Source organism: uncultured Salinisphaera sp. (assembly GCF_964012375.1).
Classification (GTDB): domain Bacteria; phylum Pseudomonadota; class Gammaproteobacteria; order Nevskiales; family Salinisphaeraceae; genus Salinisphaera.
On sequence record NZ_CAXGSH010000011.1, the window covers coordinates 21,519 to 34,123 of the forward strand.

Annotated in this window: 12 protein-coding genes; 4 read left to right on the top strand and 8 right to left on the bottom strand. The window is 62.7% G+C overall.

Going from position 1 to position 12,605, the window contains the following annotated elements; translation table 11 throughout:
• Positions 1–3: 3 nt before the first annotated feature.
• The 4 genes from gpmA to gorA form a co-directional block, all read right to left on the bottom strand.
• Positions 4–753 (bottom strand): 2,3-diphosphoglycerate-dependent phosphoglycerate mutase, encoded by a 750-nt coding sequence (gene gpmA, locus ABNU97_RS03495; RefSeq protein ID WP_293623617.1) that lies wholly within the window; start codon positions 751–753, stop codon positions 4–6.
• A gap of 50 nt (positions 754–803) precedes the next feature.
• Complete coding sequence (locus ABNU97_RS03500) at positions 804–1,214, bottom strand: hypothetical protein (protein ID WP_348765366.1); 411 nt, start codon at positions 1,212–1,214, stop codon at positions 804–806.
• Between the two features lie 47 nt (positions 1,215–1,261).
• On the bottom strand, positions 1,262–2,131 hold the full coding sequence (locus ABNU97_RS03505) for an alpha/beta hydrolase (RefSeq protein WP_348765367.1): 870 nt from the start codon (positions 2,129–2,131) through the stop codon (positions 1,262–1,264).
• A gap of 142 nt (positions 2,132–2,273) precedes the next feature.
• Entirely contained in the window at positions 2,274–3,620 is a 1,347-nt protein-coding gene (gene gorA / locus ABNU97_RS03510) for a glutathione-disulfide reductase (RefSeq protein WP_348765368.1), read from the bottom strand.
• A 149-nt stretch (positions 3,621–3,769) separates the two neighbouring features.
• Between gorA and ABNU97_RS03515 the strand changes: the two genes are divergently transcribed.
• On the top strand, positions 3,770–5,842 hold the full coding sequence (locus ABNU97_RS03515) for a M3 family metallopeptidase (RefSeq protein WP_348765369.1): 2,073 nt from the start codon (positions 3,770–3,772) through the stop codon (positions 5,840–5,842).
• Positions 5,843–5,857: 15 nt separating this feature from the next.
• Here ABNU97_RS03515 and ABNU97_RS03520 read toward each other — a convergent pair whose 3' ends face one another.
• Positions 5,858–6,328, bottom strand: a complete 471-nt coding sequence (locus ABNU97_RS03520; RefSeq protein ID WP_348765370.1) for a DUF1499 domain-containing protein — start codon at positions 6,326–6,328, stop codon at positions 5,858–5,860.
• An 84-nt stretch (positions 6,329–6,412) separates the two neighbouring features.
• Here ABNU97_RS03520 and xth point away from each other — a divergent pair, with 84 nt between their 5' ends.
• A complete protein-coding gene (gene xth, locus ABNU97_RS03525) occupies positions 6,413–7,186 on the top strand; it encodes an exodeoxyribonuclease III (protein WP_348765371.1) in 774 nt (257 codons plus the stop codon).
• A gap of 155 nt (positions 7,187–7,341) precedes the next feature.
• Here xth and ABNU97_RS03530 read toward each other — a convergent pair whose 3' ends face one another.
• Both ABNU97_RS03530 and ABNU97_RS03535 read right to left on the bottom strand, forming a co-directional pair.
• Complete coding sequence (locus ABNU97_RS03530) at positions 7,342–8,814, bottom strand: sodium:pantothenate symporter (RefSeq protein ID WP_348765372.1); 1,473 nt, start codon at positions 8,812–8,814, stop codon at positions 7,342–7,344.
• 93 nt (positions 8,815–8,907) lie between these two features.
• Positions 8,908–9,759 carry a carbon-nitrogen hydrolase family protein gene (locus ABNU97_RS03535; RefSeq protein ID WP_348765373.1) on the bottom strand — a complete coding sequence of 284 codons (852 nt, stop codon included), beginning with the start codon at positions 9,757–9,759 and terminating at the stop codon, positions 8,908–8,910.
• 128 nt (positions 9,760–9,887) lie between these two features.
• Between ABNU97_RS03535 and ABNU97_RS03540 the strand changes: the two genes are divergently transcribed.
• The gene (locus ABNU97_RS03540) at positions 9,888–10,799 is read left to right on the top strand and encodes a LysR family transcriptional regulator (RefSeq protein ID WP_348765374.1); all 912 of its coding nucleotides are present in this window, start codon (positions 9,888–9,890) and stop codon (positions 10,797–10,799) included.
• An 87-nt stretch (positions 10,800–10,886) separates the two neighbouring features.
• Here the strand turns inward: ABNU97_RS03540 and ABNU97_RS03545 are convergent, their stop codons facing one another.
• Positions 10,887–11,831, bottom strand: coding sequence for a Gfo/Idh/MocA family oxidoreductase (locus ABNU97_RS03545; RefSeq protein WP_348765375.1), 945 nt, complete (start codon positions 11,829–11,831; stop codon positions 10,887–10,889).
• 322 nt (positions 11,832–12,153) lie between these two features.
• Between ABNU97_RS03545 and ABNU97_RS03550 the strand changes: the two genes are divergently transcribed.
• The gene (locus ABNU97_RS03550; protein ID WP_348765376.1) at positions 12,154–12,594 is read left to right on the top strand and encodes a DUF411 domain-containing protein; all 441 of its coding nucleotides are present in this window, start codon (positions 12,154–12,156) and stop codon (positions 12,592–12,594) included.
• Positions 12,595–12,605: the final 11 nt, after the last annotated feature.

The following is a 12,605-nucleotide window of genomic DNA, read 5'->3' on the forward strand; positions in this document are numbered from 1 at the left end:
CGTTTATTTCGACTTGGCCTGATCGGCCACCGCTTTCGCAGCCGCCTCGGCGGCCTCGGCATCGCCAAGATAACGCGACTCGATGACGTTGAGTTCATCGTCGAGCGTGTAGAGCTGCGGAATACCGGTAGGGATGTTCACCCCGGTGATCACGTCGTCGGCAATGCCGTCGAGGTATTTCACCAGTGCCCGCAGGCTGTTGCCGTGGGCGGTGACCAGCACCGTCTCGCCGGCCTTCAAGCGCGGTGCGATGGCGTCGTGCCAGTACGGCAGCACCCGATCGAGCGTGAGCGCGAGGGACTCGGTGCCCGGCAGCACGCGCGCATCCAGATGCCGGTAGCGCGGATCGTTGCGCGGATGGCCGGGATCGTCGGCGGCCATTTCCGGCGGCGGAATATCGTAGCTGCGGCGCCAGACATGGACCTGTTCCTCGCCGTGCTTGGCCGCGGTTTCGGCCTTGTCCAGCCCCTGCAGCCCGCCATAGTGACGCTCGTTCAGGCGCCAGTGGCGTACCACCTCGACCCAGGGCTGTTCCAGCTCCTCGAGCGCGAGCCACATGGTCTTGATCGCGCGCTGGAGCATGGACGTGAACACGATATCGAAACGAATACCTTCTTCGGCGAGCAGGCGACCCGCCGCGCGCGCCTCGGCCCGGCCCTGATCGGTGAGGTCGACGTCGACCCAGCCGGTGAATCGGTTCTCGAGGTTCCACTGGCTCTGGCCGTGGCGTAGCAGTACGAGCTTGCCGGGCATCGTCTCTCCTTGTATCGATGGACGGCCGACGAACGCTCGCCGGCCCGTTATCAGCTGCCAGGCTCGGCCCAGCTGATACGCAGGTCGTGTTGTATACCGAATTCGCGTGCCGCGTCGATATCCTTGCCCATGTAGATATCGATCTTGTTACTCCAGCGGCTGTTCATCTTATCGCGAACCACATACACCCCGGGCATGCCCTCGATCTTGACCCGAGCACCGTGGGTGAGCCCCTGCTTGATCAAATCCCGCGATACCGCAATGGCGCGCATGCCGGGACGCAGCTCGTCCCCCCAGGCCGCGACCGAAGGCTTGTTCGCCGTGGTCTGCCAGGGCACGGAATTATAGGCTGTAGCCGAGACGCTGAGTTCTTTCCATTCGACGGACTCGGCCATCGCCGTGGAAACTGACGCGCACAGCAGTACGAGCACGCTTATCGTTGTTATGACAAAACGACGCATGATTACGTAGGCGACTAGATTAAGCGGCGCAGAATACACGCCGAAGCTTAACGTAAGCTGTCCGAGGCCACTTTGTTGATGAAGGCGGCGAAGTCGTCGAGCTCGCTTCCGGTCCCGCGCAAAGGCGCGACAAGCGGTGCGATCAGGCCAATATGCGACGTCTCGGGATAGATTTCCAATTCGGCGCTTCCACCGACCTCATTCACGCGAGCTGCCAGGTTTCGGCTATTTTTCGGCAACACCGTTTTATCCGCCGCGCCGTGCATGAGCAGCATCGGCGGCTCGTCGCCGTCGACGAACTCGATGGGCTGGCTCTGCGGCCAGTCTTCGCGCGGCGCGAAAATCTCCTGCAGCACCGGATCGCGAATGGGCAGAAAATCATAGGGCCCGGCCATGCCGACGAAGCCGGCCAGCGCCGAAACCGATGAACCGGCCGCGTTCAGATAGCGCCCGTCGGTGGCCAGCATGGCCGCGATATGCGCGCCGGCCGAATGACCGGAGACGAACAGGTTCTCGGCATTGCCGCCATAGTCGGCCGCATGCGCCTGCGCCCAGGCCACCGCCTTGGCCCCGTCTTCGACGAAGCCGGGGAAGGTCGTGGGCGGATACAGGCGGTAGTCGGGCAGTACCGCGATGAATCCGCGCGAGGCCAGCGCCTGGCCGACGAAGCGATAGCCGTTCTTGTCGCCGCTCTGCCAGCTGCCGCCATAGAAGAACACGACGACCGGCGCGCCAGCCGCGTGTTCGTTGGGCACATAGACATCGAGCGTCTGGCGCTCGAGATCGCCATAGGCAATATCCGCATGCCGATCGTAGCCCCAGCGCGGGGTCAACGCATTGGCCCAGAACTGCCCGGAGCATGCCGCGAGTAACGAAGACACGACCAAGCCGCTCAAGCCGAGAAGAAATCTATGCACAGTGAGGCCTCTTCATAACGTAGCGAGCGACGGTAGGTTGGCTGGCGCTGGAGCGCAAAAACCGCAATGTATAAGCGCATACATGAGGATTTCGAGCACCACCGACAGCCAAGATACCGAGCGCAGTAGTTATGTAGAGGCCTCACGTCATGGTGACGAACTCTTCCGCACTGGTCGGATGAATCGCCACGGTGTCGTCGAAATCCTTCTTGGTCGCGCCCATCTTCACCGCCACCGCAAAGCCCTGCAGCATTTCGTCGGCGCCGTCGCCGATCACATGTGCACCCACGATTTTCTCCTCTGCGCCCACGCAGACCAGCTTCATGTCGCTGGGGATCTTGTGTTCGAGCACGCCGTGATAGAGCGCGACGTAATGGCTGGTATAGATCTTCACCGCGTCGTCGCCGTACTGCGCGCGCGCATCCGATTCGGACAGGCCCACGCTGCCGATCGGCGGGTGCGTGAACACCACGGTCGGGATGTTGTGATAATCGAGTTTGCGATCCGGCTGGCCGCCGAACAGTCGATCCGACAGGCGCCGGCCGGCGGCGATCGCCACCGGGGTGAGCTCGATCGCGCCGGTGACATCGCCCAGCGCATGCACGCCGTCGATGGACGTGTCCTGCCATTCGTCGACGACGATCGTGCCGTCGGACGCCAGCGCCACACCTGAAGCCTCTATATCGAGATTATCGGTATTCGGCAGCCGTCCGATCGCCCAGATCAGCTTGTCGACGGTTACCGAATCGCCGTCTTCGAAATCGACCCGGATCTGCTCACCGGCTTCGCTGAGCTCGGCGGTACTGCGATGCATCTGCACATCGATGCCGGCTTCTTTCATGCGTTCGATGAGCGTATTGCCGAGCATCGAATCGAAGCCCTTGATGACATGATCCTTGCGCAGCAGCAGCTTGACCTCGCTGCCCAGCGCATTGAGCACGCCCGCGAGTTCCACGGCGATATAGCCGCTGCCCACGATCGCCACGCTGTTCGGACGCTCGCGCCAGGTGAAAAAGCCGTCCGAATCGGTGCCCAGCGCCGCCCCCGGGATATCCGGCCAATGTGGCTTGCCGCCGGTGGCGATCACGACATGATCGGCGTCGAGCTCGCGCTCGCCGACCGCAATCCGGCGCTCGCCGATGAAACGTGCGTCGCCGGCGATGAACTCAACCTCGTCCTTGTCGAGGTTGCGGGCATAGATGCCGTTGAGGCGCTTGATATAGGTTTCGCGGTTGTCGACGAGCTTGGCCCAGTCGTGTTCGGGCACGCCGGTGGCGAAGCCGTAGTGCGCCGCGTCGCCCGCGTGCTGGGCGAATTCCGCGGCATGCCACATCACCTTCTTGGGCACGCAGCCCACGTTCACACAGGTACCACCCAGGCGGCCGCGCTCGATCAACGCCACTTTCCGGCCATAACTGGCCGCCCGGCGTGCGGTCGCCATACCGCCGCTGCCGCCACCGATTACGACCAGGTCGAAATGTTCACTCATAACTGCTCGCTCGCCATATGATGGTGCCCATTGTATTCACCGGAGCGCGGCACGTCGTGGGGCGCTCTTGATCCGGCGCCACCGCAGCCGCACATTCGTACGCATCGGCGACGCCGCAGTGTTCGCCTGGTTTTCTACACGAGAGCATCATGACCGATACGCAAGACAACCCGCTGGTGACCATGCTCGACGGCGGCCAGCTGCCGGATTTCGACGCCATCAAGCCCGAACATGCCGAACCGGCCGTCGAGAACATGATTGCCGACGCCCGGCGCGCGGTGGATCGCGCCATTGCCGAAAGCGTGAATCCGAGCTGGGACAAGCTTATCGCCCCGCTGGATGCAGCCGAGGACCGCATCGGGCGCGCGTTTTCGCCGGTATCGCATCTGCATTCGGTGATGGATTCGCCGGCCTGGCGCGAGGCCTATCAGGCCTGCTTGCCGAAGCTCACCGCGTTTTCGTCCGAACTCGGTCAGAACACGGCCCTGTTCGAAGCGGTGCAACGCCTGCGCGACTCCGACGAATTCGACACGATCGATGCCGCCCAGCAGCGCGTGGTCACCGACATGCTGCGTGATTTCCGGCTGGCCGGCGTGGCACTCGACGACGCCAACAAGAAACGCTATGCCGAAATCGCCCAGCGCCTGAGCGAGCTGTCGACCACCTTCCAGCAGAACGTGCTCGATGCCACCCAGGCCTGGCGCAAGCACATCACCGACGAAGCACGCCTGAGCGGCCTGCCCCGGTCGGCGCGTTCGCTGCTGGCCCAGAACGCCAGCAACAAGGATCTCGACGGCTGGCTGGTCACCCTCGATGCGCCCAGCTTCATCGCCATCATGACCCACGCCGACGACCGAGAGCTGCGTGCCGAAGTCTATGAGGCCTTCTCCAGTCGTGCGTCGGAAGTCGGCCCCAATGCGGGCGAATTCGACAACGGCGCGATCATGGACGAGATTCTCGCGCTACGGCATGAAGCCGCGGGCCTGCTCGGCTTCGACAACTACGCCGAGAAGTCGCTGGCCACCAAGATGGCAGAAACGCCAAACGAGATCGAAGCGTTCCTGCTCGATCTGGCCGAGCGCAGCCGGGGTCCGGCCGAAGCCGAGCTGGCCGAACTCAAGTCGCTGGCCGCCGACGACGGCATCGACGACTTTGCTGCCTGGGATGTCGGCTACTACAGCGAAAAGCTCAAGGAACAGCGCTACGACTATTCCGCCGAGGACCTGCGCCCCTATTTCCAGGCGCCGAAGGTGATCGACGGTCTGTTCAAGGTGGTGGAAAAACTCTACGGCATCCGTATCGCCGCGCTCGAGGGCGTGTCGACCTGGCACGAAGACGTCACCGTCTACGAAATCCGCGACGACGCCGACGAGCGCCGCGGTGTGTTCTATCTCGACCCCTATGCCCGCGAAGGCAAGCGCGGCGGCGCCTGGATGGACGGCTTCCAGAGCCGGCGCATGGACAACAGCGGCCTGCAGCTGCCGGTCGCCTTTCTGACCTGCAACTTCTCCCCGCCCATCGGCGGCGAACCGGCGCTGTTGACCCACGACGAGGTCACCACCCTGTTCCATGAGTTCGGCCACGGCCTGCACCACATGCTCACCCGCGTGGACTACGGCCCGATCTCGGGTATCGCCGGCGTGGAATGGGATGCGGTCGAGCTACCCAGCCAGTTCATGGAAAACTGGTGCTGGGAGCGGGCATCGCTGGATCTGTTCGCGGCCCACTACGAAACGGGCGAGGCACTGCCCCAGGATCTGTTCGACAAGCTCTATGCCTCGCGCAATCACATGGCCGGTTGGCAGATGCTGCGTCAGGTCGAGATTTCACTGTTCGATCTGCGCCTGCATCGCGACTACGACCCGAACGTGGCCAGTCAAGTCATGGATACGCTGGACAAGGTGCGTGCCGAAGTGGCCGTGCTCACGCCGCCGACGGTCAACCGCTTCCCGCACAGCTTCCAGCACGTATTCGCAGGCGGCTATGCGGCCGGCTACTACAGCTACAAATGGGCCGAAGTGCTCTCCGCAGACGCATTCGCCGCCTTCGAGGAAACCGACCTGTTCGACACCACCACCGGCCAGCGTTTTCTCACCGAAGTGCTCGAACGCGGCGGCACCCGCGATGCGATGGACAACTTCGTGGCCTTCCGCGGCCGCGAACCGTCGATCGATGCCCTGCTGCGCCACAGCGGGCTGGACGGTAACGAGCGGGCCGCCTAGCGCGGCCCGGCAAGCTCAGGCTTGGGCCGACAGCTGCGCGTTGAATCGGGCGCGCAGCTGCTCGACACGTTTTCGGTTGACGCCGAAATCGTAGTAGCCCAGCCGCGACGACGACTTTACGTCGATGTGTTCGGCTTGCGGCTGGACGATAAAGGTCACGTCGTCGACGAATCCCAGCGTGCTGCGAAAGGTGGCATGGATGAAGCGCTCTTCGGCGCGTTCCACGGTCGCGCCGTCGCTGGCGCCGAGAATGTCGAGCAGGGTCTGGCGGGCCGCCGCCGGCGTCGCCTGCTTGTAGGCAAACGGCGCGACGTATTTGGAGTCGTCCTCATCGGCCTGGGAAGACACACAGTGGGGCGCGCTCGAACAGGGCGTGAATTCGGTTGCCGAACGGGTGAACTGCTTCGGGGGCGGACTGGCACAGCCGATCAGGCCCGAGGTCATTACAATGGCGGCAGTAAAAGGCTTGGATAGAAGTCGACGCATGGCGTGATCCGGCACGGGCAAGAAGGTTGTCCGCAGGTATAGCGCGCCGACCGCCTCGACCGCAACGCAAAGGAACCCCGCCGCATGCAAATCGCCACCTGGAACGTCAATTCGCTCAACGTGCGCCTGGAGCACGTGCTGGCCTGGCTCGAAAAGAGCCCGGTCGATGCGCTCGCGCTGCAGGAAACCAAGCTCACCGACGACAAGTTCCCGCGTGATGCCATCCGCGAGGCCGGCTACGAAACCGTATTCACCGGCCAGAAAACCTACAACGGCGTGGCCCTGCTGACGAAAACGCCCGCCGAGGATGTCGTCTATGCGCTGCCCGGCTTCGAGGACGACCACAAGCGGGTGATCGCGGCCACCGTAGACGGCGTACGCGTAATCGGCGTGTACTGCCCCAACGGTCAGGCGCTGGATTCACCCAAGTTCGAATACAAGCTGGCCTGGTTCGAGGCCCTCGCCAGCTGGCTGAAAGCCGAGCTGCAAAACCACGACAAACTCGTACTCACCGGCGATTTCAATATCGCCCCGCGCCCGGAAGACACCTACGACCCGGACAAATGGGAAGGCCGCATTCTGTGCTCGCCGCCCGAGCGCGCTGCCCTGCAGACCCTGCTCGACGCCGGGCTGACCGACTGCTGGCGGCTGTTCGACGAGCGCGAAGGCCGGCACCGCTTTACCTGGTGGGATTATCGCAACGGCGGCTGGGCACGCAACGCCGGGCTGCGTATCGACCATGTACTTGCCACGCCCGCGCTGGTCGAAGCCTGTCGCGATTGCAAGGCACACGTCGGCGAACGCGGGCGCAAGCGCCCCTCCGACCACGTGCCGGTGGTGGCCGAGTTCGACCTATAAGATCGGCGCTAGCGCTTGCTGCCCGCCTACGGGCAGCAAGCAAACATCTGACCGGCTCAGTCGCGGTACCACAGGGCCAGACCGAGCCCGCAGACCGCCAACGCTCCGATGGTTCCATAGAGCCAGATAGTCATCATTTCGTTGACCCACATGCTTCAGCCCTCCTGTGTGGTGAGATGGTGACGGGTGGCGATGCCGACCACGAGCATGACCGTCAGACCGATCAGTACGCCGACCGAACCGGCGGCCATGGTGCTCTTGATCGCATCCGTGAACATGATGGCCAGATAGGCGACCAGACCAGCGACCAGGGAACACGAGGCGGCAGCCCGCGTGGCCAAGGCCGGGAAGAACAGGCTGGCCAGCAACGGCCCGAGCGTGCCCGAGGCCACCCCGGAAATACCCACCCAAATGAACATGCCGATCGACTCGGGGGGATTGAACACGATCAAAGACGCGACCACGCCGACTACGATGACCGAAATACGCGACAGCAGCAGCGCCGAGCGTTCGGCTTCGGCCGGCGATTTCTTGATATAGCCACGGCGTACAAGAACCTTCAGATAGATATCGTTGGCCACGATCGTGGACATCACCACGAAAATCCCGTCGGTGGTGGACATGGCCGCGGCGATGATGACCAGGCCGAGAAACGCCGATACGATCGGCGGGAAGGCGACGGTCACGTACTGGAGCAAACTGGTATCCAGGTTGTCGACGTCCACGGTCACCGCGGCGTACAGACCACCGAATATGACCAGCAGGAAGCCAAGCGCCGCCACGATATAGACGATAATCATGCGGCGCATATCTTTCGGGTCCTTGAGCGCCAGCACCTTGTTGAACAGCTGCGGCTGGGCGGCGAAAGCAAACTGGATGATGAAAGCGCCCACGATGGCCGGCACCGAATAGAACACGATCGAATCGGGATTGGTCACGGCCACCAGATTGGGGTCGCGCGCTTCCAGCGTCTGCGATATTTCGGTCAGCGCGGCGGTGAGGCCGCCGTCGAACATCCAGAACACGGATACGAACACCAGCACCCCCATGATCACCATCAGCAAGGCCTGGGCCGCATCGGTATAGATATCGGCATAGGAACCGCCACCGAACACATAGGCCACCACGATGACGGCGATGAAAACGACGCCGACGTCGTAAGGCAACCCGAGCAGGGTGTTGAAGATCCAGGCCCCTGCAGCAAACTGTGCGGCGATATAGAAAATGTTGAAAAGACAGATCAACGCGGCGCCGACCCGCACGAAGTCGCTGTCATAGCGATCGCCCAGCCAATCGGGCAGCGACAATGACTTCTGACTGATATTCATTGCCCGTGCGCGCTTGGCGATGACGATCAGGCCCAGCGGCGAGGCCGCGATCAAGGTCAGGAATATCCAAAGCGACGAAAAGCCCCATTCGTAGGCCCAGCCGGTATAGCCGACGAAAGTCGAGGCGCTGAAGAAAGTCGCGGCATAGGCCAGGCCCAGCACGACCGGTCCCAGCGAGGCCCCGGCGATGGAAAAGTCGGCGATGGTGGCGGTTTTCCTGGAGCCGATATAGCCGAGCACGGCAATCAGCGCCAAAAATATCACCAGGCCGATCCATATCATTATTCGCGTGTCGTTCACGTTGACTCCCCCAATTTCAGTGATTATTAATCCGGCACCAAGACAGCTGGCTGCGTCAGCTGTTTTCAACGCCTTCCAAGCGATGCCCGCTTGCTAGAGCAGCCGGTCAGTCAGAAAGCGATAGCTGGTGCGGGCAGCGATCAGGTTTTCCCTATCCAGCTCGGCCCTTAGAATTTCGCTGTCGCGCTCACCCGCCGTCGCAAGGATCTGGCCGGTCGGCGCGACGATCTGGCTCAGGCCGAGGCGCTCCCAGACACCGGCCTGAGAGCCCATATCGAGGCTTCCGCAGGCGTTGCAGCCCACGACGAAGGCCTGGTTCTGTATCGCAGTCACCATCGGCAGCGCCGCCCAGTAATCGCGTTTGACGTGCTCGATTCCGACCCCGCCCTTGGCGCCACCGCGCCAGGTGGACGAACAGAACACGATGATTTCTGCGCCCTGGTCGGACAGCGCTCGAAAATACTCGGGGAACATCACGTCGTAGCAGATCGCGATACCGATACGTCCGAGCGGACTATCGATGACTTCGATCGAATCTGCAGGCGTGTAATAGAGCTTTTCCAGACCTGGCAGGTGGACCTTTCGGGTAACCCCGAGCAGACCGTCTGGGCCGATCAATGCGGCGCTGTTGTAGATCACGCCGGTGGTATCTGCACGCTCGGCGAACCCGACCACGGCATGGGTGTTGGCGGCCCGGGCCGCGGCGGCCACACGACCGAGTTCCGGACCGTCGAGCTCGATCGTGGCTTCGCGCCAGTAGCGTTCATAGCCGCCGGGTTCGTGCCGGAAAAAACTCGTGATGCCCATTTCAGGGAACACCACGAGTTCACTGCCACGCTGGCCTTCCTCTTCGAGCCGCTGCTCGATATAGACCAGGTTGGCTTCCATCTGCGCCATGTCGCCGGGCGCGTGCTGCACCACGGATACAGCCGTGTTCGCTTTCATCACCAAGACATCTTCTCGATTGATTTAATGTCGAGAAGCTAGCCGCTCATGCCGGCCCTGCGATAGATAAAAATTGTTACAGCGCATGTCATAATTTTTACGCTCGCCACTATTCCACCTTGGCTGACATGTCAGACGAAGCCCAACTACTCGCGACAAACTGGAACGACCTGAAGTATTTCCTGGCGCTTGCCCGACACGGGCGCCTGACCCGGGCCGCACGTGTGCTCGACGCCTCTCGTGTGACTGTCGGCAACCGTATCCGGGTACTCGAAAGCGCGCTCGACGCACAGTTGTTCGTGCAGACAGGCGACGGTTTCAAGCTGACCCACGTCGGCATGGGCCTGTTACGCCACGCCGAAAATCTGGAACGCAATCTTCGTCTCGGCCTGGAGGGGATCGAGGCGCCGGGCGCACGATCGCGCGTACGCATCGGCGTCACCGAAGGGCTGGGCGACAACTACCTGTCACGCCGCATTGCGGCCTGGGTACCCGACAGCGGTATCGATATCGATTTCATCTCGTTGCCCAAGTCGACCACCGTCACCAGCCGTGAAGCCGATATCAGCATCACGCTGGAGCAGCCGACCGGGGAATTCGTGATCCGGCGTCTGCTGACCGCCTATACGCTGGGCGTTTATGCCAGCCACGACTATCTCGCCCAGCACGCCGCCATTCGCCATCGCAGCCAGCTCATTGATCATGGATGGATCGGCTATATCGACAACAGGCTGTTCACTGGCGAACTGAGGTACCACTACGAGATCGCGCCGCAGCTGAATTTCGTGTTCCAAAGCACCACCATCGGCGCTCAGAAGGAAGCGGCGCTGGCAGGCGTGGGGCTATCGATCCTGCCCGACTACATGGCGGCGCACGAGCCGCGCCTGGCCCGGGTGCTGACCGACGACCTGCGCTTCGTGCGGCATTACTGGATATCCACCAACCGCGACCTGCATCGCTTCGACGCCGTTAACCGCAGCTGGCATTTCATCGTCGACCGGGTAAACAGGGATCAACGGCTGCTTTACTCAGACGCGTGAACACCCCGGTCACCATTCGCCGGCCGGTCATCGCCGTTCCGATTTATCGGCCGAGCGTTATACCCGGCACCCTGTACTACCACAACGTCAATAGCGGCTGGATTCCTCTACCGCCGCGTTGATGCGCTCCAGCGTTTCCACCACGGCCAGCGCGCTTTCGCCGTCGGAGCGGGCAGGCTGGCGATCCTTCACGCGGTCGAGGAAGTGCTGCAGCTCGAGCTTGAGCGGCTGGCCGTCGCCGCGGTGGACGACCTCGCTGCCTTCATCGTGATTCTGCAGTTCGGCATCGATCCAGCGGCGATGATGGGTGACCGTCTGGGCGACTTCGTCGTAAACGAGCATGCCGCGCGAGCCGCGCAGGATGGTGCGCCGGTCGGTTTCCGGCCACAGCCAGGATGTATGGATATTGCCGCGCACGCCGTTGGCGAATTCCAGATGCACATGCACCTCGTCCTCGACGCCCAGTCCAAGCATGCGATGGCCGGTACCACGCACCCGTTCGGGGGCTTCGCCGACGAGATACAGCATCACCGCCATATCATGCACGCCGATATCCCAGATCACGTTCTCGGCACTGCGCGCACGCCCGAGATTGAGCCGCTCGTGGCGAATCGAAAACAGCTCGCCGATCTCGCCGTTCGCGACGTACTCGCGTATCCAGGCGATCGCGGGCTGGTAGATCAGCAGATGGCCGACCATGAGAATGGCGTCATTGTGCCGCGCGGCGTCTACCAGTTGGCGCGCTTCGCCAGAGCTGTGCGTGAGCGGTTTTTCGACGAACACATCCTTGCCGGCCTCGATGGCCGCCATGGCAATCTCGAAATGCGACGGCGTGGGCGTGGCAATGGTGACGGCATCGCAGTCGGCAGATTCCAGGGCGGCACGCCAGTCCTCGAATAGCGATACGCCCGGATACTGCTCGCCGTAGCCGTTCAAGCGTTCCGTATTGCCTTCCACAATCCCGGCCAGCACGCCGAGCTCGTCGAGATTACGGATGATGTTCTTGCCCCAGGCGCCGGCCCCAATCGCCACTACTCGCATACGTCGTCGTCCTGTCACCGGTTCGTAACGCGCCGTAGTGTACGCGCTTGTCTTCAAGCAGGCCCGACCGGGCCTGGACACTCGTGTGGCGGCCGCCGCTCGAACGGCGCGGATGGCGTGCCGGCTGCCTGTCGGCCAGCCTCCGACAGAATTTCCCGCATGACTCTCAGGCTATTGATTAAAAATATTTTATCGACCGACCCAGCACCAAAGTCCGTACCCGGGTCCACGTTGTCGCCGTAGCCTTGGCATGGCTATATTCGGCGTGACCCAACCCCGCGCATGCTACGCGCCCAGCTGTCGGAGCCACGCCATGACCGCGTCTCGTTTTCGCACGCTCTACCGATTCACGGCCGCCATGCTGCTATGGGCACTCGCCAGCGCCGCGGTCGCCGCGCCGCTGAGCGCGACCCTGTATCGCGATGCCAATTGTGGCTGCTGTCACAAGTATGTCGATCATCTGCGCGCGGCCGGCTTCGACGTGACGGTGGCCGAAATGGGCGATCGCGCCGAGCGGTTTCGGGCCGCGGGCGTAGCCCCCGAGCTGAGTTCCTGCCATCTGATGCGCATCGGTGGCTATACCGTGGTCGGTCATGTGCCACTCGAAGTCGTGGCGAAACTGCTGCGCGAACAGCCGGACATCGACGGCATCGCCCTGCCCGGCATGCCGATCGGCACCCCCGGCATGCCGGGCGAGAAAACGCAGACCTTCGTCGTGCGTACCTTGCAGGGCGATGTCTATGCGCGCCTCTAGACCCGCGCCGA